At 35.6% G+C, this 22,936-nt stretch carries 5 protein-coding genes; all 5 read left to right on the top strand.

All coding sequences use genetic code 11. From position 1 onward, the window contains the following. The first annotated feature begins 76 nt into the window (after positions 1-76). The 5 genes from ACHRVX_RS07685 to ACHRVX_RS07665 all read left to right on the top strand — a co-directional run bounded on the left by ACHRVX_RS07685 (position 77) and on the right by ACHRVX_RS07665 (position 22,927). Positions 77-17,611 (top strand): T9SS type B sorting domain-containing protein, encoded by a 17,535-nt coding sequence (locus ACHRVX_RS07685; protein ID WP_395330909.1) that lies wholly within the window; start codon positions 77-79, stop codon positions 17,609-17,611. A 44-nt stretch (positions 17,612-17,655) separates the two neighbouring features. Next, on the top strand, positions 17,656-18,630 hold the full coding sequence (locus tag ACHRVX_RS07680; RefSeq protein WP_395330907.1) for a type IX secretion system membrane protein PorP/SprF: 975 nt from the start codon (positions 17,656-17,658) through the stop codon (positions 18,628-18,630). A 144-nt stretch (positions 18,631-18,774) separates the two neighbouring features. After that, positions 18,775-19,962 carry a phosphoglycerate kinase gene (locus ACHRVX_RS07675; protein WP_395330905.1) on the top strand — a complete coding sequence of 396 codons (1,188 nt, stop codon included), beginning with the start codon at positions 18,775-18,777 and terminating at the stop codon, positions 19,960-19,962. Between the two features lie 110 nt (positions 19,963-20,072). Next, positions 20,073-21,911, top strand: coding sequence for a LysM peptidoglycan-binding domain-containing protein (locus tag ACHRVX_RS07670; protein WP_395330903.1), 1,839 nt, complete (start codon positions 20,073-20,075; stop codon positions 21,909-21,911). Positions 21,912-21,958: 47 nt separating this feature from the next. Further along, complete coding sequence (locus tag ACHRVX_RS07665) at positions 21,959-22,927, top strand: DUF4837 family protein (protein WP_395330901.1); 969 nt, start codon at positions 21,959-21,961, stop codon at positions 22,925-22,927. Positions 22,928-22,936 lie beyond the last annotated feature (9 nt).

Genomic DNA, 22,936 nt, shown 5'->3' with positions numbered 1-22,936 from the left:
AATGTTATAGAATACTAATTGTTTTATTCACTAATGCCCCTTAGAGGATAAGATGTAAGTAAACAAAAAAATGATTATGAAAAAACCTACTAACCTAAGATTGATTTTAATAGCTTTGATTTTCTTTCAAAGTTACTTTGTAATTTCTCAAAATCTTAAGCCATTTACGCCAAGATTTGACAAGAGATTAAAAGGAGATATGTTACTTATTGGTAACAATATCCTGAACAGGGAAACCAATAATAGGAGTCCAAAAGACGCTTATAATGGTGCTGGATTCAATTCTGATTTCAGTATGAAATATATTGATGTCGATAATGATAATACTACTTTTAGTTCTAGTAGTGCTACGTTGACTGTACCGAAACCTGCCTGTTATAAAATCGTCTATGCCGGTTTGTATTGGGGAGCTATTCTTCAGCAAAATGATCGTACAGGTATAGAAAAAGTAAAGATTAAGTTACCTACAGGGGGCTATAATGATATTACTGGTCAAATTATTCATGATGCTAATGCAGCACCAATTGGTGGTGATAATAACAAAGCATATGCATGTTATGCAGATATTACTTCGTTAGTTGCGGGACAAACAAATGCTCAGGGATTGTATACTGTGGCAAATGTTAAATCCAGTGAAGGATCTAATGGCGGAACTGGTTTGTCTGCAGGTTGGTCTATTTTTGTTGTTTATGAAGATCCAACTTTACCTGCAAAATTTATTACTTCATTTGACGGTTTTAGCGGAATTGGCGGGGCTACTACATTAGATATTCCAGTTTCTGGATTTAAAACCATTCCTACCGGTCCGGTTCGTGTGAAATTTGCCTTTGCAGCCTTAGAAGGTGATCAACCTATTCAAGGGGATTATTTACAAATTAACGGAACGACAATTACTGCTACAAATGCAGCAAATACAATTATCAGACCATCAAATAACTTCTTTAACAGTAGTGTAACTTATGTTGATCCGGCTACGGATAAAACAGAAAATTTCTTAAATCGAAACCCGGCAAGTGAGAATACTTTAGGGTATGATGCCGGTATTTTAAATATTAATAATCCGGGAACGCTCTTAAAACCCGGGGGAATAGTAATTGATAATAATGCGACTTCGGCAAATATTAGGTTAGGAAGTACGCAGGATGTTTATTTTTATTATTTTAATGCCTTTGCGGTAGACATTATTGAACCGCATATTGTACTTACTAAAATCGTAAAAAACTCTGCGGGTGTAGATATTGGAAACCAGGATGTAACATTAGGGCAACAATTAAATTATGAAATAGGTTTTAAAAACACAGGTAATGATGATGCTAAAGGTTTAACAATTAGAGATCAGTTGCCTATTAATATTATATTTAATTATCCTACAGATATAAATCCTTTACCGGCAGGTGTAACTATTCAAAGTTATGATCCTGCTACCAGAAGTATTGTATTTAAAATTGATGATTCTGTTGTTAAAGCGAATTCAATATCAGATAAAGTCATCAGTTTTAAAGTTAAGGTTGTTCCTGATTGTAATTCATTAAGTGAGGCATGTTCTAATAGTATCGATAACTCGGCATATGCAACTTACAAAGGTACTTTAAATCCTGATTTCCAAATTTCAGATGATCCAAGTGTTAACACCAATACAGGATGTATATTAACTCCAAAAGCGACTAACTTTTTAGTAGGTGTTGATGGCTGTAAATATACTGCAACTGCAACTTTGTGTAAAGAGGATGTTGATTTGGTTGCTGCTAACGGATATACTTCTTATACCTGGTATAGTGACGAGGCTCGTACTAAACAAATAGGAACAGGACAAATTCTGAAAGTAAAAGATCCTGGAGTATATTACGTTTACAATTTAGCTGCTGCGCCATGTAGATCAATTTACCAGGCTTTTACAGTAACCAGATTTGGTACAACAACAACTAATCCGGTTCTTCCATATGCAAAAGCTCCTTATAAAGGTGAGGTATTAATTTGTCCTAATAACGGAAAAGAATTACCTAATCTTTTCTTGTGTGGTGCAAATGATTCCAGATTAATCGAAACTCATATATCTGATGGTTCTACCCTTGTTTGGGAAAAACTGGATGAGGCAAGTTGTGCCGCTCCAATTAGTGCAAGTTGTGCTAATGAAGGTACTTCATGTTCATGGACTCAGGTTGCGACCGGACCAAATTATGAAGCGAAAATAGCGGGACAATACAGGTTGACATTAAATTATGCAGGTGGTTGTTTTAACCGTTTCTACTTTAATGTATTTACCAATTCATTAAATCCAACTGAAAAACATACCGATATTATTTGTGGAAAACCCGGAACTATTACAGTTGGAGGTGTTCCTGCAGGATATGAGTACAGTATTAATGGTACAACTTATCAGGCAAGTAATATTTTTAATGTAACTACAGCAGGATTTTACACGGTATACATCAGACAAACTGGCGTAACTCAAAATCCTTGTATTTTTACAGTTCCTAATATTCAAATCAGACAAAGAAATTTTGCTGTTGTTTCAGAAGTAACTCAACCATTGTGTTATGGAGAAAAAGGTAGAATTAAAGTTGCTGTAAATGATGCTAACCCACAATACTATTATAAAGTTTATAATAACGGAAACTTACTATATAATATAGGACCGGTTGCTGCAGCTGAATATACTTTTGATAATTTAGCTACAAACCAAAACTATACAGTAGAAGTTTCTACAGATGACGGTTGTAAGGATACAAAATACATTTATATAGGTCAGGTATGGAACGAATATAAAGCAACAGCTGCTTTAGTTGAACCATTAACATCTTGTAGTGACGGAAAAATTAAAATTACTACTGAAGGCGGAAATTCTCCGTACTCTTATTTTATAAATAGTGATACCGTTTTTCAAAGTTCAAATGAGTACATCGTTACTGCTCCGGGAACCTATGTAATTAAAATTGTAGATAAAAATAACTGTACATTAACCAGAACAGTTGTAGTTGCAAATAATACAAAACCAACCTATACAATTACAAATACAAATAGTGTTTGTTATAATGATAACTCTGAAATTAGGGTAAATGTTACTAATGCTAACGGATATAGTATGTCTTACAGTATTAATAATGGTGGAACTTTTCAAACAAATCCTGTATTCTCTAATTTACAACCGGGAACTTATAATGTAATAGTTCGATATGGTATAACGTATACGCCAGAATTTGGTCAGCCTACAATTAAATATTGTTCAGATCCGGCAGTACAAAAAATCATTGCAGGTCCAACTTCTGCTGTTACAGCATCAGGTGGTGTTGCAGCTTTGGCAGGATGTACACTTGGTCAAATGGGTGGTAAATTAAGAATTAATAATGCACAAGGAGGAACTCTTCCTTATCAATATAGTTTTGATGGTGGTGCTACATGGCAGGCTACAAGTGAAAAAGATGTGTTGCCAGGTTCATACATCTTAAAAATTAAAGATGCTGTTGGTTGCGAATATACAATTCCTTACACGGTTACTTTAGATCAAAAACCAGCTGAACCAACTATTAAAGTTGAAGATCCTGTATTTAATTGTAATGGTACTGCAACAAGTACTGTAACGGTTACAAACGGTACTTCTGGAAATTATAGTTATGAATATTTTAGAAATGGGGTTCCTAACACTCCAATTACAAGTAATGTATTTTTAAATGTTCCATCTGGTACTCATACAATTTCGGTTAAATATACTGTAACTACAGTTTCTACTTATAGTAATTTACTTCAGGAAGATTTTGGTTTAGGAGGTTATACAACAACTCCGGGAATTAATCCTGCGTATTGTTTTGAAGATGAATCTACACCTCACCCTGTTGGTTATCCTTGCGGTTCTTTTACAGATTACCAGATTAATGATGGAAAGTATGCCGTAGCAAGTAGTATTAAAACAACTTTTGGTACTTGGTTAGTCGCTAAAGACCATACTACACCGACTAATGTAAACGGAAGGTTTTTATGCGTAAATGTTGGAGGAACAGCTGGTATTGGAGGTATTTTATATAGTAAACCAATTAAAGATGTTATCGTAAACCAACCTGTAATAATTTCATTATGGGCAGAGAATTTAATTAAGAAAGCATTTCCGAATTATGACGATCCAAAATTAACAATTCAGTTAGTAAATAACCTGAATGGAGTAGGCGGTACAGAAACTATTGTGGCTACAACTCCGGTTGCAAGTCCATGGGTTGTACCTAAATCTGATAAATGGGAATATAAAGAATTGTCATTAAATCCTGGAGCTTACACTAATTTAAGTTTTGTAATTAGATCTTACAATAATGCTTTTAATGGTAATGATGTACTTATAGATGATATCTGGGTTCGTCAGATACCAGAATCTTGTCTTGCTACAAAAGATTTCCCGGTTGTTGTAGGTACAGACAAAGCCTTTACAGCAGCAGTTACAGGATCAAAAGATCTTACTTGTGCGGGATCTAATAATGGTGAAATCACAATTTCGGCTCAAAACTTCAAATTACCTTACGGATTTGATTATTCATTAGATAATGGTGTTACCTGGATTAACTCTCAAGTCTCTCCTGTAACAGCTACCGGATTAACAAATAAAAATTATGATATAAAAGTTCGTTATGATGCTTCTGCTACTAGTTGTGTATTTCCATTAACACATGAAGTAAAAGCGCCAGCGGCTTTAACAGTTACAGCTCAGGTTACAAAACAGCCTACTTGTACTGATGGAGCTTCTATTACAGCAACGACTGTTGGAGGAACTCCTAATTATCAATATGAATTACGTGCATCAAATGGTGTTACTGTAATAGTTCCATTTCAAAGTGTTAACGTATTCACTAATGTAGCTGCAGGATCTTATACAGTAGTAGCACGTGATGCTAATTCTTGTGCATCTCCGGCTTCAGTACGTGTAGATATTAATGCACCAGTAGCACCAACTGCAACTTTAGCTGCTACTTCAGACTTATGTTATGATACTGTAAATCAATCTACACTTGTTGTAACGGCGACAGGAACAGGAGCATTAACTTATAGTTTAGACGGTCAGCCAGCTCAGGCTTCAAATACATTTGCAAATGTTGGAGTTGGAACTCACACTATTGTGGTAACTGACAGTAATAATTGTAAAGCAACAATAAGCAATATCGTAATTGCACCGGAACTAAAAGGTAGTGCAACAATTTCTAAAACATTAGATTGTACAACTGCTACGCCAGATGCAACGATTAAAGTTGATATTGTTGGAGGTTCTGCTAATTTTACTTATAAAGTTAAAAAAGGTACAGGAACTTACAGTGCTAGTGTTGCTGTAATCGGAACTTCATTTACTTATTCTGCAGATACAGCAGATACTTATTATTTTGAAATTACAGATTCTAAAGGTTGTGTTACAATTGTAAGTGCAATCATAAGCCCAATTGTAAACCCAACAGTAAAAGCTACTCCGGTTAATGCTACTTGTAATGGTGCTTCAACAGGATCAGTACAATTAGTGGGATCAGGCGGATCAGGTGGATATACTTATTTATTTTATAATAATACTATTGTACCGGCACCAACAGCATTTATAGCGCAATCAAATTATACAGGATTAGCTGCAGGAACTTATGCTTACCAGGTAATGGATAGCAAAGGATGTAAATCTGTATTGGCAACTGTTAGTATTACTCAGCCAACAACTTTGACTGCTACGGCAAGTGCTACTAAATTTACTTGTAATGCATCAAATGTAAAACAGTCGGCTACAGTTACTATTGCACTTCCTACATCAGGAACTTCACCTTACCAATATAGTTTTGATGGTGGATTAACGTTTACAAATACACGTACTTTAACTGTTACAGATAATGGTACGAACCAAATAATTTCTTATGTAGTTAGCGACGCTCAAGGTTGTAAAACCGGAGTTCAGACCATTACTATTAATAAATTAGACTCTCCAACAAATATTACATTTAGTGCTGCTGCAGTTACTTGTACAGCAACTACAACAACAGTTACGGCAACAGCTGTAAATGGTGTACCAACAATTACTTATTCAATTACATCTCCGGCAGCTTCTGTTGCTTCAAACACTACAGGTATATTTGCAGGATTAGCAGCGGGAACTTATAACTTTAGAGCTACTGATGCTAACGGATGTTATTTTGATAAACCATATACAATTGATGCCGTTACTCCAATATCAATAGTTGGAAATAAAGACAATGATGTATTATGTAAAGGTGGTTCAACAGGTAAAGTTACTTTTACAGTTTCAGGAAATGCAACAATTGGTGCTTACACACAAACATTAACTGCAGGAACAGGAACATTAGTAAAATCAGGAAATACATTAACTTTATCTAATGTGCCAGCAGGTACTTACACCGTTCAGGTTAGAGATAATGCAACAGGATGTCTTAATTCTGCTACAGTTACAGTTGGTGAGCCAACAAACGCATTGACTTTTACAGCAACGTCAACAAAAATCAATTGTAATAACGACAATGCAGAAATTACAGTTACAGCAACAGGAGGAACTCCAAACTATACTTATGCAGTTGTAACAGCAGGAGCAACAGCTCCAACAACTTTTGCAAGTGGTAATGTTCTTTTTGTGGATACAAATTCTGGTGCAAATGTAAACTGGGATGTTTATACTAAAGATGCTAATGGTTGTATTACTACAAATAGTATTCATATTGACACAGATGCTCTGCCTACAGTAACTGCCACAAATAACAACCAATGTTCTGGTGCAGCAACTACGTTTACAATTACTGCTAATGGTAGTGGAATAGCTCCTTTATCATACAGTATTGATGGAACATCTTTCCAGGCAAGCAATATATTTAATGTTCCGGCCGGAACATATACAGTTACAATAAAAGACGGAAACGGATGTACTGCTGTGGCAGCAACTTCATTAACGATTTTCCCTCAATTAGTTGCTCTTGCTTCAGTAACAAAAGAGTTGGATTGTTCTCCAACACCAAACGCAACTATTACTGTTGCAGTTTCTGGTGGTAAAGCTCCATTTACTTATACTGTTGCAAAAGGAAGCGGTGCTGCAAGTACTCCAAGCGCGCCTTTCTCAACAGCTTCATTTACTTATCCGGTAACTCTTGCAAATGCAGATAGTTATACTTTTGTAGTGACGGATGCGAATGGTTGTACTTCTACAACAAATACGACAGTAAATACTATTACAAGCCCAACTGTTACTGATACACACATTAATCCAACATGTAATGGCGGAAATAATGGTTCTGTACAATTAACAGGTGCAGGTGGTGCAGGAGGATTTACATATAGTAATGATGATATAACTTACAGTCAAAAATCGTTATTTACAGGATTAGCAGCAGGTACATATACTTTTTATGTAAAAGATGCTAAAGGCTGTACAGGAACAGTTAGTGTTACTTTAACAGCTCCAACACAATTGGCAGCGACGGTAACTGAAGTTCCTTTTTCTTGTAACACCAGCAATGGAAAAGTTGCCGGTACAATTACAATTAATGCAACACCATTGACAGGAACGTCTCCATATGAATATAGTTTCAACGGAGGTGGTTTTGTAACTACAAATACATTTACATTAAATGATAACGGTGCAGATCAACCTTATACATATTCTGTAAAAGATGCACAAGGATGTACAATTACGGGTTCAGGTACATTGTTGAGATTAAACCCTCCAACAGATTTAACTTTTGCAGCAGCAGCAGTTACTTGTACAGCTACAACTACTACAGTAACACTAACGGCTGTAAATGGAGTAGGTGCTTTACAATACGAAACTATTGCTCCGTCTCCGGTTATTATTGGTAAACAAACATCTAACAGCTTTGCTAATCTTGCTCCGGGAACTTATTTGTTTAAAGTTACAGATGCAAACGGATGTTTCTATACAGAAGCTCACACTATAAATCCGGTTACTCCAATAACTCTTATTGGAACAAAAACAAGCGATGTATTGTGTAACGCTGGAACTACCGGTTCTGCGAGATACACAGTTGCAGGTTATGCAACTACATATAGCTATACTGTTAATGGCGGAACTGCTGTTACGGGACAAACTGCTTCGGTTATCAATTTGACTAATCAGGCAGCGGGAACTTATGCTATTATTGTTACAGATGAGGGAACTGGATGTACAGCGACAGCTTCGGTTTTAATTAACCAGCCTGCAGTTTTAGCAGCAACATATACAACTGTAAACGGAAACTGTTCTATTACAACTGCAAGTGTAACAGTAAATGTTACAGGTGGTTCACCAGCTTACAGATATTCATTTGTACAAAATAATGCACCTATCGGAGCATATGTTAATTCAAATACTGCCAGTTTAGATCCTGCAGTAAATGCAGATTGGGATGTTCATATTATTGATGCAAATGGTTGTACATTCAAATTAGATATTACAATCACAAAAGATGTTGTTCCAACTGTTACTGCTTCAGCAACAGGTCAGTGTTTTGGTGTAGGAACTTATACTATTACAGCAACTCCGGGTGCTGGATTAGTTGCTCCGGTAACGTACAGTATTGATAATGGTGCTTCTTACCAAACTGGTAATACATTTGTAATTACTACACCGGGAAGTTATACTGTTAGAATTAAAGACGGAAACGGTTGTACAGCAGACAGCAATGTTGTTATAGTTAATAATCCATTGGCATTAACAGCTGTATTAGACAAAGACATTACTTGTAGTACACCAACTGCAGCTCAAATCACTTTAACAACAACAGGTGGCGGCGGTCCATTTACTTATACAAGTTCACCGACAACAGGTACTTTTGCTGGTTCAGTTTTTACTACAAACACACCGGGATCATATACTTTTACAGTAACAGATGCTAAAGGATGTACAGTTACAACTACAACGCCAATTGTTGTAAACCCAACGGTAAATCCGGATATTACAAATGTTGTACAAACAGCATTTATAAATTGTAATAGTGATGCTACAGCTGCAATTTCTATTACTATTGACAATACAAAAGGACAAGCACCATTTGTATTCAATGTTTTAAATACTACAACAGGATTTGATTATGGTACTCAAACCTCTGGCTTAGCCGCAGGTGTATATACTATTAAAGTAACTGATGCAAAAGGATGTACAGATACATTCCCTATTACAATTAATGAACCAACACCTATTTTACTTGATTACAAAGCAACACCAATAACATGTGTTACAGGTGGCGTTTCTTTAGGAAGAATCACAATTAACAGTGTAAGTGGCGGAACTCCAAATTATATTTATCATGTAACAGGAGTTAATGGTTATGATCAAAAATTTACAAATCAAACTGGTGCAACAGCAGTATTTGATGTAGTTGATTTTGGTTTATACGAAATCATTATTACTGATGCAAACGGTTGTACTAAATCAGTAAATAACATATTAGTTGCTTCTCCACCAGACGATTTGGATATAAATGTATTTTCACCACCAGCAGATTGTTCTACTGGAGGATCTGCAGTTGTATCTATAGGAACGTCAACGACAATTATTGGTACAGGTCCGTTTTACTTTGGTATTTATACAGGAACTGTTCCTGTGTATCCTGCAGGTACGTGGTTACCTGAAGATGCTACAGGAAGTAAAAAAACAACCTTTACAAACTTATTGCCAGGTGTGACATATACTTTTATTGTATATGATGCTGACGCAGCACACGGTGGAACCGGAACAGGTTGTTACTATTATGAAACAGCTACAACTCCAATTCCAACAAATTCAACATTAAAAACAAATGCTCTTATAGCAAATAATATTACATGTACAGGAAGTGCAGATGGTAAAGTAACTTTTACAATTTCAAGTACATATCCTGCTGCAACACCTATTAGTTACGAGATATTTAATTCTCAATCATTAGTATCAACAGGAATTACCGGAACAGGTTCAGTTCCTGCAAACGGAATTCTTACGCTTTCTAATCTTGGACCATTGCCTTTTGGTAATTATTTTGTTCTTATAAAAGAAACTGCTGGTGCTACAAATGCAGGATGTAGTGTTGCTACGGTTCCGTTTAACATTACTCAATCTGCAATTTTGTTCTCAGTTACGGCTGCAGTTTCTAAAAATGCAAATTGTAATCCTAATTCAGGTGTTATTACGGCTACTGGACATGATGGTACAGCACCATATACCTATCAATTATTGTTAGCAACAGATGCGGCACCAACTGCTGCAAGTACAGGTTGGTTAACTAATAATACTTTTAATAGAAATGCAGGTAGTTATACCGTTTATGCTAAAGATGCTTATGGTTGTATTAAAGATTTTGATATAACATTAGATAAAGATGCAGACCCAACAATTACTGCACCTGCAGCTATTTGTTATGCAGGTACTCCATTTACATTTACAATTACAGGGGGTGTTGATCCGGCAATTATTGGAGCAGCTTCTTATAGTGTAAACGGTAGTGCGTTCCAGGCAAGTCCAACATTTACATTTAATGCAGCAGGAATTTATAATCTGGTAATTAAAGATGGTAATGGTTGTACTGCAACTGTTCCTTATGAAGTTAAACCGCAATTATTCCTGACAGCTAAACTAACAAGAGAATTAGATTGTACTCCAACACCAAATGCTCAAATTACTTTGACTGCAACTGGTGGATATAACACACTTTATACTTACGAATATTCTACAGATGGTGGAGGTACATATACTACTATGCCAACGAATGTTCTTTCTACAAGTGTATTAGGAGATTATATCTTTAGAGTAAGCGATGCTAAATTGCCAATTGCATGTCAGGCAACGACAACTTTCAAATTAGATCCTATTCAGCCAACATTATTTACAACTACTCAAACTAATGTTAGTTGTAATGGTGGTACAGATGGTACAATTACTGTAAATGTTACTTCTGGTGTTGGTCCATACCAATATCAATTAGGAGCAGGAGTTTTCCAGACATCAAATGTGTTTACAGGATTAGCTGCCGGAACGACTTATGTTGTTACAGTTAGAGATTCTAAATCATGTTTATACCCAAGTGGTTCAATTACAATTACACAACCTTCGCCATTAACAGCGGGAAGTGTACTTACAACTCCATTAACATGTACTACTGGTAATGCAGCAACAAAAGCTCTTGTTACCGTAACTGCATCTGGCGGAACTTCACCATATTTATACAGTTTTGATGGAACTAATTACAGTTCTACAAATACATATGAGTCATTTGTTGGAACAACGTTTAATGTTTTAGTAAAAGATGCTAAAGGATGTATCTTCACTTTTGTAAATGGAGTAAATATTCCGGCATTAAACCCACCAACAATCACAAATATTACAGGAACACCTATTTATTGTGCTCCTGCGGCTAACACAACAAGTACAGTTACAATAACAACTACAAATGGTGTTGGTACTTTAAATTATGCCATTCTTGCTCCGGCAAGTGCAATAACAAATACTTCAGGTGCTGCAAGCGGAATCTTTACAGGATTAGCTGATGCTACTTATTTATTTGAAGTTACAGATGGTAATGGTTGTAAAGATCAGGAATCATATATCGTTAAACCTGTTACAAATATTACAGTTGCCGGTCAATTAGTAAGCAATGTTATTTGTAACGGAGGAGCTACAGGTGCTGTTAAATTTACAGTAGCTAACTATACAGGAACTTATACTGCAACAGTAACTCCTGCAACAGGAACAGTAACTCAAACAGGAAATACTGTAAATGTTACTGGTTTAGTACCGGGAACTTATACAGTACAAATTTTAGACGGAATTACAGGATGTACAGCAACTACTTCAGTAGATGTTACACAGCCAAGTCCTATTATTCTTAATTTAATCAGTAATAAAAATGCTAACTGTAATTTTGGAGCGCAAGTAATCGTAAGAGCTACTGGCGGAACACCTGGTTACAAATATGCATTTGGTATTGACGGATTTACACCAGTTGCCGGTGATTATGATACTGCTGAAAATGCAGTACTTGACCCACTAGTAAGTACAAACTGGGATTTCTATGCAATGGATGCTAACGGTTGTACTACTAAATTAGATGTAGTAATCGCTTCAGATTTACCACCTACAATTGGTACATCTACAGTTCCATATTGCTACACAGGAGGTCCGGTTCCAATTACTATTACTGGAACTTATGTTGGAACACCAATGTACAGTATTGGAAACGGATATCAATCTAGCCCTGATTTTGTATTGAATGCGCCAGGAAACTACACATTCTACATTAAAGATGGAAATGGTTGTATTGTATCAAGACCTTACACATTAAATCAGCAATTATTATTAAAAGCTACCCTGACACATGATTATACTTGTGCTGGTGATGCTACTATAAATTTATTAGCAACTCAGGGAACTTTAACTTACAATACTTTTGAAGTTAGTTTCAATGGAGGAACATTTACTGCGGTAGCGTTACCATTGCCGTATACAACTAATATTCCTGGAATTTATACTTTCAGAGTAACAGATAGTCAGGGATGTCAGGCAACTTCTGTTTCGGTAGAAGTAACGGCAAGAACAACACCAAGTGCATCATCTATACAAAATAATGTTAGTTGTACAGGTGGTACAGATGGTAGTATTGTAGTTACTCCTTCTAATGGATTAGCTCCTTACAAGTACAGTATCAACGGAGGTGCTTTTGTAGATACAAACATCTTTACAAATTTAGCTGCAGGTACTTATGATATCGTAGTAAAAGATGCCAAAGAATGTGAATCAGTATTAATAAAAGCTACTGTCACAGAACCTTTAGCTTTAGCGGCGACAGCTGTTTTAACTCAGGGATTAACTTGTGATGCTGGAAATGCTGCACAACCTGCAACGGTTACAATTAATGTAACTACAGGAACAGGTACTTCTCCATATCAATATAGTTTCAACGGAGGAATTACTTACGGAACAACAAATACGTACGTAACATCTGCTTCAGGAACTGTAACTGCTTATGTTAAGGATGCTAATAACTGTGTAATTGCTGCTCCGGTAAATATTATTATACCAGCATTAGATCCTCCAACTATTGATACTGTTACTGGAACGCCAATCTGGTGTACACCGGCAGCAAATACTACAAGTACAGTTACTGTAAATGTTAGTCATGGTGTAGGAACATTAGCTTATGAAATTACTTCTCCTGCAAGTGCTATTACAAACACTTCCGGAGCAACTAGTGGAGTATTCACTTTATTACCGGCAGGAACTTATACTTTTAAAGTTACAGATGACAACGGTTGTACAGATGAGGCAACTTACACTGTTGATGCGCTAATTAATATTACAACTGCGGGTCAGTTAATAAATGATGTTGTTTGTAACGGTGAATCAAATGGTTCTGTTAAATTCGACGTTGATAACTTCGCAGGAACATATACAGCTGCTTTAATTGCTGGTCCTACGACTGGTACATTAACTCAGACAGGTAAAGTGGTTACTTTAACTAATTTACCAATAGGTACATATACAATTCAGGTAACTGATAATATTACAGGATGTCAGGCTACTGCTTCAGTAACTGTAGGTCAGCCAGCTGCATTATCATTAACTGAAACAGTAAATATTAATGCTAATTGTAATAAAGGTGCTGAGGTTACTGTAATCGCAGCGGGAGGAACTCCGGATTACAAATACGCATTTATTCAGGGAACTGGTACTCCAATAGCAGCGGATTACAAAACTAGTAATAGTACTATTTTAGATCCTGCTACAAGTACGACGTGGAGAGCTTATGTTATCGATGCTAAAAATTGTGAAACATTCATTCCAATAGTAATTGATACAGATCCATTACCAACTTTTACAACTGTAATTGCTAGTCAATGTCCAACTACAACTGGTGAGTATACATTCACTGTTAATGTAACTGGCGGTATGGCTCCATTCCAATACAGCATTGGAAACGGTTTCCAAACAGATAATAAATTTACAGTAACAGCTTCAGGAACTTATGATGTAACAGTTAAAGACGTTAATGAATGTGAGGTAACAATACCAGCTTCGGCAGTTATTTTACCTGCATTACAATTAGAAGCTACGATTACTGCATTGCCAACTTGTAATGTTACAAATGGTGGTAGTATATCAGCAACTGCAACTGGTGGTTCTGGAACTGCAAATTACAGATATACATTAGATGGCGGAGCTATTGTTACAACTACTCCTGCAATATTTAACAATGTTACTACGGGTGATCATATTGTAAGAGTAAGAGATGTAAATACAGGTTGTGAATTTATAGTAAAAGTAAATGTATCTGAACCTACATTAATTACAGGAATTGCCCTTGAACAAACTCCGGTAACGTGTTTCGGTGGAAACGATGGAACAATTACAGCAAGTTTGTTACCAGGTATAAATGATAACCCAATCTACAGATATAGATTATCAGGTACTACTGCTTTAGGAGTAGCTGTTACCAGACCACTTCAAACAAGTTCTGTTTTTGAAAATCTTGAAGCAGGTGATTATTCTGTAACAGTTGTTTCCGGTAGAGACTGTGAGGCATCAGAAGATATTACAGTACCACAACCAGCATTAATTGTGGTTCCGGTTCCGGTAGTAGTACAATACGGTTGTACAGCTGGTACTAATGCTTCTAACTATGCAACAGTAACAGTTGGTACAGTTGGTAACGACATCGGAGGTTCAAAAGTGTATACTTATGAATTCTTCAGAGACGGAGCTTCAGTTCAAAAAGGCGATAAAAACGTTTATACAGAATCTGATTTCTTAGGAGGTAATTATACTGTGAACGTTACGGATAGTAACGGTTGTGCAGGAGCTCCGGCAGGACCTGTAAAAGTTAATCCATTCATTAGTTTAGATGTGGTTAATGTTGCAAATGTTGCTATCACTTGTATTTCTAATGAAGAAATTACAATTACTGTGGGAACAACAGGAGGAACGCCTGTTCTTTTAAACTATACGGTTAAAGGAACGGATAACACTTATGACCAGACAAAAACAAATGGTAACTTCACAGGTTTAACAATAGGAAGTTATATCATAACAGTAACAAATCCGGCAACAGGATGTAGCATTCAAAAAGCACATTATGTGGCAGATCCTAATACATTTGAGATTAAAGTTAATCCAATTGTAACAGAAGTTTGTTTTGGTACAAATACAGGAAGCGTTGAATTAACCTTTGTCGACAATCAAACTGATCCTTCAGATGAAGCAGGTATTTTCGATTACACTATCACAGGAGGTCCTGCAGTAATTTCAGGAACATCTGCAAGTGCTGGTCCGGAATTGATTTCAAACCTTGTTGCAGGTACATATACTGTAACGGCTAAATTAAAAGGGAAACCAGAATGTACTGTTTCAACTGTGTTTACAATCGCACAGCCTTCAGTTAAATTAGACATTCAAATAACAAGTAGCCCAATAACATGTACATCATTAAATTATGATGATGGTGAAATCTCTGCTTCTGCAACAGGTGGTTGGGATAATAATTATACTTATGAATTAGCATTAAACGGTGCTGTAATTGTTGCTTATAGAACTGATGGAAACTTTACAGGATTAAAAGCTGGATCTTACACAGTAAGCGCCAAAGATGGTAAAGGATGTATCGATTCTGAAATAGTTGAATTAGTGGTACCGGATCCTATTCAGGTAAATGCTACACCAAATGCAGCAATGTTATCTTGTTTTGGAGGTAGAGACGGTGTAATTACTGTAAATACAACAACAGGTGGTCAGGGAAGTAACTATATGTATACATTAAATTACTTATCAGTGAACCCGGTTGCTGTTTCAGGTCCGCAAACTGATCCTGTTTTCACAGGCTTACCTGCTGGAACGTACAGTATTACTGTTTCTGACGGATATAACTGTTCAGTAACATCAACTAATATTGTCATTAATCAGCCAACAGAAATTATTGCTGAATTAACTTTAGCATCATCACAAACATGTGATACAGAAACTATCCTTACATTAGGTGCAACAGGCGGAAACGCTCCGTACACTTATAGCGCAGATGGTGTTACTTATAGTACTCCTCCATTTACAGGATCTGTTACAATACAAGTGCCGGTTGGTAAATACCAATACTTTGTAAAAGATGCTAATAATTGTGTGGCTAGTATTTCTAATGAAATTAAAATTGATACTTTAGAGCCTTTAACTTTAGACTTAGATACGACTAACGCAGTTGTAAAATGTACAGGTGAAGAAACCGGAGTTATCGTAGCAGTTGCAAACGGAGCTTTAGGAAACTACGCTTATACATTAGAAACTACAGCCGGAGGTATATTACAAGGACCTAAGGCAGATGGTAGATTCGAAGGACTGATCGCAGGAACTTACAACGTAAGAGTAGTAAGTGGTGATTGTGATGCAGTAGTAAAACCTGTTGAAATCAAAGAGCCTGCTGTAGGCTTAAGCACAACACACGTTGCAACAAATGTTTCTTGTTTTGGAGATAACAATGGTAAAATCGTGATGACTTATGCTGGTGGTACAGGTTTAGTTAAATATGCTATCTCACCAGACTTGAATCAGTTTGATACTAAAAACACATTCGAGAAATTAACTGCGGGTATTTATACTATAGTTACACAAGATGAAAATGGTTGTTATGTAGTAGATGAAATTGAAATTACACAACCTAAACCGCTTATTGTTACTGAACTTGCAAACTCTATGATTCCAGAAGTTTGTAAAGATGATAAAGACGGAGCATTTAGTATCGAAGTTAGAGGAGGTACAGCGCCATATAGCGTAAGTCTTGATAAAAAAGATGGTACATATACACAGGGAGCTATAGATCAGACAATATTTGATTTTACGAACCTTTCAGGTGGTGTTCATACCGTGTATGTTAACGATGCTCAGGGATGTAGTTTCGAGTTTGTAGAGAATATGCCTTTACCGGTAGTTCTTGATCCAACTGTAGAAATCAGCTATGACTGTGTGAACAATGCACAATCTAACATGGTAACAATTACAATTGACGAGAGCAATATCGACTTTACACAAATTGATTATGCACTTGACAATGATGCAGGTCCATTCCAGGCAGGTAACATCTTCACAAATGTTGCTCCGGGTAGACACTTTATTATCGCAAGACATACAAACGGTTGTAAAGTACCAACGATTAGTTTTGACATAAAAGCATACGATCCATTGACTCTTGCAGAATCTACAGGACAAGCAGAAATGAATATCATTTCAGTTACTGCAGCCGGTGGTTCACCTGCTTATGAGTACAGTTTCAACGGAGAGCCGTTTACATCTTCAAACAAATACAAAATTTACAAATCTGGAGATTATGTAGTTGTAGTAAGAGATCAAAACGGATGTACAGCAACAATAACTGTTCCTTCAACATATATCGATGTGTGTCTTGATAATTACTTTACTCCTAACGGAGATGGTGTTTATGATAATTGGGGACCTGGTTGTACTAATATTTACAACAACCTTGAATTCTCAATCTTCGACAGATACGGTCGTATAATTGCTAAATACCACTACGGTCAAAAATGGGATGGTAGATATAATGGTGCAGAATTACCATCAGGAGATTACTGGTATGTTCTTAAATTGAATGACGAGAAAGATGCGAGGGAGTTTGTAGGACATTTCACTTTATACAGATAACAAAATAAGAGCCCCTAATCATGTTATCTAAAAAAATTATCACAATGAAAAAGTTTATTTTATCTTTAGTACTCATGGCTGTAACAACAAGTTACAGCCAAGAGTTAAACCTACCGGTTTTTACGCAATATTTAGCGGACAATCCTTTTGTTATTTCACCTGCCTTTGCCGGTATTGGGGATAACCTTAGAATTAGAGCCAATGGACTTACCCAATGGGTTGGTATTAAAGATGCACCCGACAACCAATCGGTATATGCCGATTTTAGAGTTTTGGATCGTTCAGGAGTTGGTATAAATGTTTATAACGATAAAAATGGTTACACAAGACAAACAGGAGCAAAAGTTTCCTTTGCACACCATATTATTTTAGATTATTATTCTAAGCAATATTTATCCTTTGGACTTTCGTATAACATCAATACTTTCCGTATTGATACAGATGAATTTACTAGTACACCTAATCAGCCTTTTATTGATCCGGGAGTTACAGACAATCGCTATAATGCTAATAGTAATTTTGATATTAGTGCATTATACCGTAACAAAAGTTTCTATGTGAGTTTTAATGCCAATAACGTTTTAAAGAAAAATACCGATAAATACAGAGGAGTTGAGCCTAGCTTACTTTCCAATTATCAGGTATATTCAGGATATGTGTTTAAAGATGGAGAAAACAGCCGTATCGAATATGAGCCGTCTATTTATTACCAATACTTCGCAAGTGATCAACGTTCCACAACCGATTTCAACTTCAAATACAGACGTTACAATCGTTACGAAGATTACTACTGGATAGGAGTTTCATATCGTTTCTTAAACGACCAGTTTCCAAAACCATTATCAGTTGGGCCAATGGTTGGTTTCATGAAGTCCAAGTTCTATTTTGGATATTCTTACCAGGTAATGTTCAACGATTTAGGAAACTACAATACAGGTACACACTCCATAACTATTGGTTTCGACTTCCTGCAGGCCATCAGTAATTGTCCTTGTACGCAAAGTCCTGTTCACGATTAAGCATTTTCAACAATTTAAGAGCTAATTTGTTTTTTTTCTCAACTTATAACGTTTTCGCTGTTACAGATAGGTTATTTTTATATTTATTGAAACTTTAAAAGTTCTATATTTGTTTTTCTTTCAAAAAAACTAAAAAATTATCTAATGAAAACTTTAAACGATTTCGATTTTAAAAATAAAAAAGCAATTATCCGTGTAGACTTTAACGTACCACTGGATGAAAATTTTAAGGTAACTGATGCAACACGTATCGAAGCTGCAAAACCAACAATTGATGCTATTTTAGCACAAGGAGGAAGCGTAATTTTGATGTCGCATTTAGGAAGACCAAAAGGAGTTGAAGAAAAATATTCTTTAAAGCATATTTTAAAAACAGCTTCAGAAATTTTAGGAGTTGAGGTTAAATTTGCTGAAAATTGCGTTGGAGAAGTAGCTCAGGCTGCTGCCAAAGATTTAAAACCAGGAGAAGTTTTACTACTTGAAAATTTACGTTTTCATGCAGAAGAAGAAGCTGGAGATGTTGCCTTTGCAAAAGAATTAGCCTCACTTGGCGATATCTATGTAAACGATGCATTTGGAACAGCTCACAGAGCACACGCTTCAACCACTATTATTGCACAATTTTTTCCAACAGAAAAATGTTTCGGAACACTATTGGCAAAAGAAATAGAAAGCTTAAACAAAGTATTAAAAAATAGCGAAAAGCCAGTTACTGCAGTTCTTGGAGGATCAAAAGTTTCCTCTAAAATTACAGTAATAGAAAATATCTTAGACAAAGTAGATCACATGATCATTGGAGGCGGAATGACTTTTACATTCATTAAAGCACAAGGTGGTAAAATTGGAGATTCTATTTGTGAAGATGACAAACAAGAACTGGCACTTGAAATTTTAAGATTAGCAAAAGAAAAAGGAGTACAAATTCACATTCCGGTAGATGTTATTGCGGCTGATGATTTCTCCAATACAGCAAATACAAAAGTTGTAGACGTAAAAGAAATTCCAGACGGATGGCAAGGTCTTGATGCAGGTCCTAAATCATTAGAAAACTTCAAAAAAGTAATTTTAGAGTCAAAAACAATTCTTTGGAACGGTCCATTAGGAGTTTTTGAGATGGAATCTTTCGCAAAAGGAACCATCGCTTTAGGTGAATATATTGCCGAAGCGACAGAAAAAGGAGCTTTTTCACTAGTTGGAGGAGGAGATTCAGTTGCAGCAGTAAAACAATTCGGTTTCGAAGATAAAATGAGCTACGTTTCCACTGGTGGCGGGGCAATGCTTGAAATGTTAGAAGGAAAAGTTTTACCTGGAATCGCAGCGATTTTAGACTAAATTATCACAATTAACATTTTTTTACATAATTTACATGCATAAACTGTTTAAGTTTGCAAAAATAAGGTTTGTATAATCGTTTGATTTATAGAATTTTAAAAAAATGTTATATGATTGTAAGGAAAGTATCAATAATGGTTTCGGTTTTGTTTTCAATGTCAATGTTTTCGCAGGAAATTGCAAAGACAGAAATTGAATTAAAACCAATTGTAAAAGTATCGTATTTAGACTCAGTTAAAAGCTCTTTCAAAAAAGATGAACTCGCAACCCGCGTAGACAGTCTATGGATGAACGAATTAGTAAGCTTAGACATCTATGATGATCTTACAAAAGACATTCAGACAATTAATACAGACGTAACTGTAGATGAAGAGTTGCCAACAGAATTGCTTAAACAGCGTTTACAGGCAATGAATGAGAAATCACCCTTTGATATTGAATACAATCAAGGTTTAGAAAATATAATAAAGTCATTTCTTAAGAACCGTAAAAAATCGTTTTCTCGATTAATGGCTTTATCAGAATATTATTTCCCAATTTTTGAAGACGCTTTTGCAAAACAAAACGTGCCTTTGGAAATTAAATATTTAGCCGTTGTAGAATCTGCTTTAAATCCTAAAGCAGTTTCTAAAATGGGCGCCACAGGACTTTGGCAATTCATGTACGGAACAGGTAAACAATATGCCCTTAAAATAGATTCGTATATAGATGAACGCAGCGATCCAATGAAAGCTACAGCCGCATGTTCAGAGTACATGACTAAAATGTACAGCATGTTTGGCGATTGGGAACTAGTTTTAGCATCCTACAATTCAGGACCTGGAAATGTTACCAAAGCAATTCGTCGTTCTGGCGGAAAAACAAAATACTGGGACATTCGTAACCATCTTCCAAAAGAAACTCAAGGTTATGTTCCCGCTTTTTTAGCAACAATGTATCTTTTTGAATATCATAAAGAACATGGTATCAATCCTCAAAGAGCATTAGTTAAAAACTTTGAAACAGATACAGTTCAAATTAAAGCTCAAATGTCATTCAAGCAAATCGCAGATTTGTTAGATATGCCACAATCTCAAATACAACTTTTAAATCCTTCTTATAAGTTAAACATTGTACCTTTTTATCAAAGTGAACCACATTATTTACGTTTGCCAAAAGATAAAGTAGCCACATTTGTTTCAAATGAAGATAAGATTTATGCATATGCTGCATATCAATCACAAAATAAAACAATGCCAACTCGTTTAGCATTGAAAGTTACTCCTAAGGCAAAAGCGAAACTGGAGAACATTATCGATACTGATTATAAGTCATATAAAGTTCAAAAAGGCGATAATTTAGGTACAATTGCTTCTAAATACCATGTTGATGTTATCGATTTAAAAAAATGGAATAACCTTAAATCAAATGCAGTTGCACTAGGAAGAAATTTAAAAATTAAAACAGATTACGATCCTGTAACTAAAAGCTTTAAGGAACTAAAATCAACTATTGCTGTAGAGAAAAAATCAGAAGAAGCTATTGCCTCAACTGATGATAAAGATAAAAAGAATACACAATCACAAGAATATAAAGTTGCATCCGGTGATAATTTAGGCAGTATCGCAAAAAAATTCGGTATGACTATTGCTGACCTGAAAGAACTTAATAATCTAACTTCAAACAATATTGGTTTAGGGAAAACATTAGTGATTTCTAAAGCAGTTCCTGAAAATATTGATGAAAATGCAGTAACAACAGCAATCGCTTCCAACTCTTCAATTGATTCATTCAAGAAAAAAGCGACATCATCAAAAGATCTTGGAGAAGATTATTACGTTAAAAAAGGAGATTCGTTATATAGTATTTCAAAAAAATATCCAGGAGTTACGATTTCAGATATTAAAAAATGGAATAACATTAAAGACGGAGAAATTAAACCAGGAATGAAACTTAAAATAAACGGATAGTTAAAAAATCTTACATAAATTTGGGTTTTATTTCATAAATTAAGAAAATGAATAAAACCCATTTTTTATTGTTACTAATTCCGTTGATGCTTTTATCCTGTTTCAAAGGCGAAAAGCAGCCACAGCCCGTTTCTGGTAAAACAAATTCGATTTCGATTATTATCGATGATCAATTATGGTACGGAGAAGTAGGCGACAGTATCAGAAATAAATTTGCCTCACCAGTTCTGGGCCTCACCCAGGAAGAACCTTTATTTACCATAAATCAATATCCTGCGCGTTTACTGGAAGGTTTTGTAACCGATAGCCGTAGCATTATTGTAGTAAAAAAAGCCACCACAGATAAATTCGAAATCACACACAGCAAATCCTTACCCCATAATACATTTCGTATCTACGGAAAATCTGTCGATGATATTATTTGCAGTATCGAACTCAATTCGGCACAAATAATTAAAATCATCCGAGATGCAGAAATCGGGAAAATTCAGGAAGATAACAGCAAATCATTATTGAATCCAGCGGTTATAAAAAACAAATTCCATATTGACCTGCAAATTCCAACAGGTTATGAATACATGTTGCATAAAAAGAACTTTATCTGGCTTAAAAAAGATATAATAAGCGGTAATACCAGTTTACTTATATATCAAATTCCGCTTCGCAATTTTAAAAAGAGTTCAAATGTTATTGGAAATATTATCAAAATGCGCGATTCAGTTGGAAGTTACATCAAAGGCAGGGAACCTAATACCCGAATGATTACTGGTGAAGCCTACGCGCCTTATTTTTCAGCTACAATTTTAGACGAAAAAAATACATTTGAAACTAAAGGAACCTGGGAGTTAAAAAATGATTTCATGGCAGGACCTTTTATCAATTATGCAATTGTAGACGAAAAGTACAACAGAATTTTAGTTATTGAAGGATTTTGTTATTCTCCCTCCAATCAGGAAAGAGATTTAATGCTGGATCTTGAAGCCATTATAAAATCAGTTAAAGTAGACAGAAGATAATTTTAAAGA

The sequence above is a fragment of the Flavobacterium sp. FlaQc-47 genome (assembly GCF_044006475.1).
Taxonomy (GTDB): Bacteria; Bacteroidota; Bacteroidia; order Flavobacteriales; family Flavobacteriaceae; genus Flavobacterium.
The sequence above is the reverse complement of the archived record's forward strand: the minus strand, read 5'-3'. Positions and strand labels throughout refer to the sequence as shown.

Coding starts and splice junctions, on each gene's coding strand:
- ACHRVX_RS07685 (WP_395330909.1), top strand. CDS start 77: ATGAAAAAACCTACTAACCTAAGATTGATTTTAATAGCTTTGATTTTC.
- ACHRVX_RS07680 (WP_395330907.1), top strand. CDS start 17,656: ATGAAAAAGTTTATTTTATCTTTAGTACTCATGGCTGTAACAACAAGT.
- ACHRVX_RS07675 (WP_395330905.1), top strand. CDS start 18,775: ATGAAAACTTTAAACGATTTCGATTTTAAAAATAAAAAAGCAATTATC.
- ACHRVX_RS07670 (WP_395330903.1), top strand. CDS start 20,073: ATGATTGTAAGGAAAGTATCAATAATGGTTTCGGTTTTGTTTTCAATG.
- ACHRVX_RS07665 (WP_395330901.1), top strand. CDS start 21,959: ATGAATAAAACCCATTTTTTATTGTTACTAATTCCGTTGATGCTTTTA.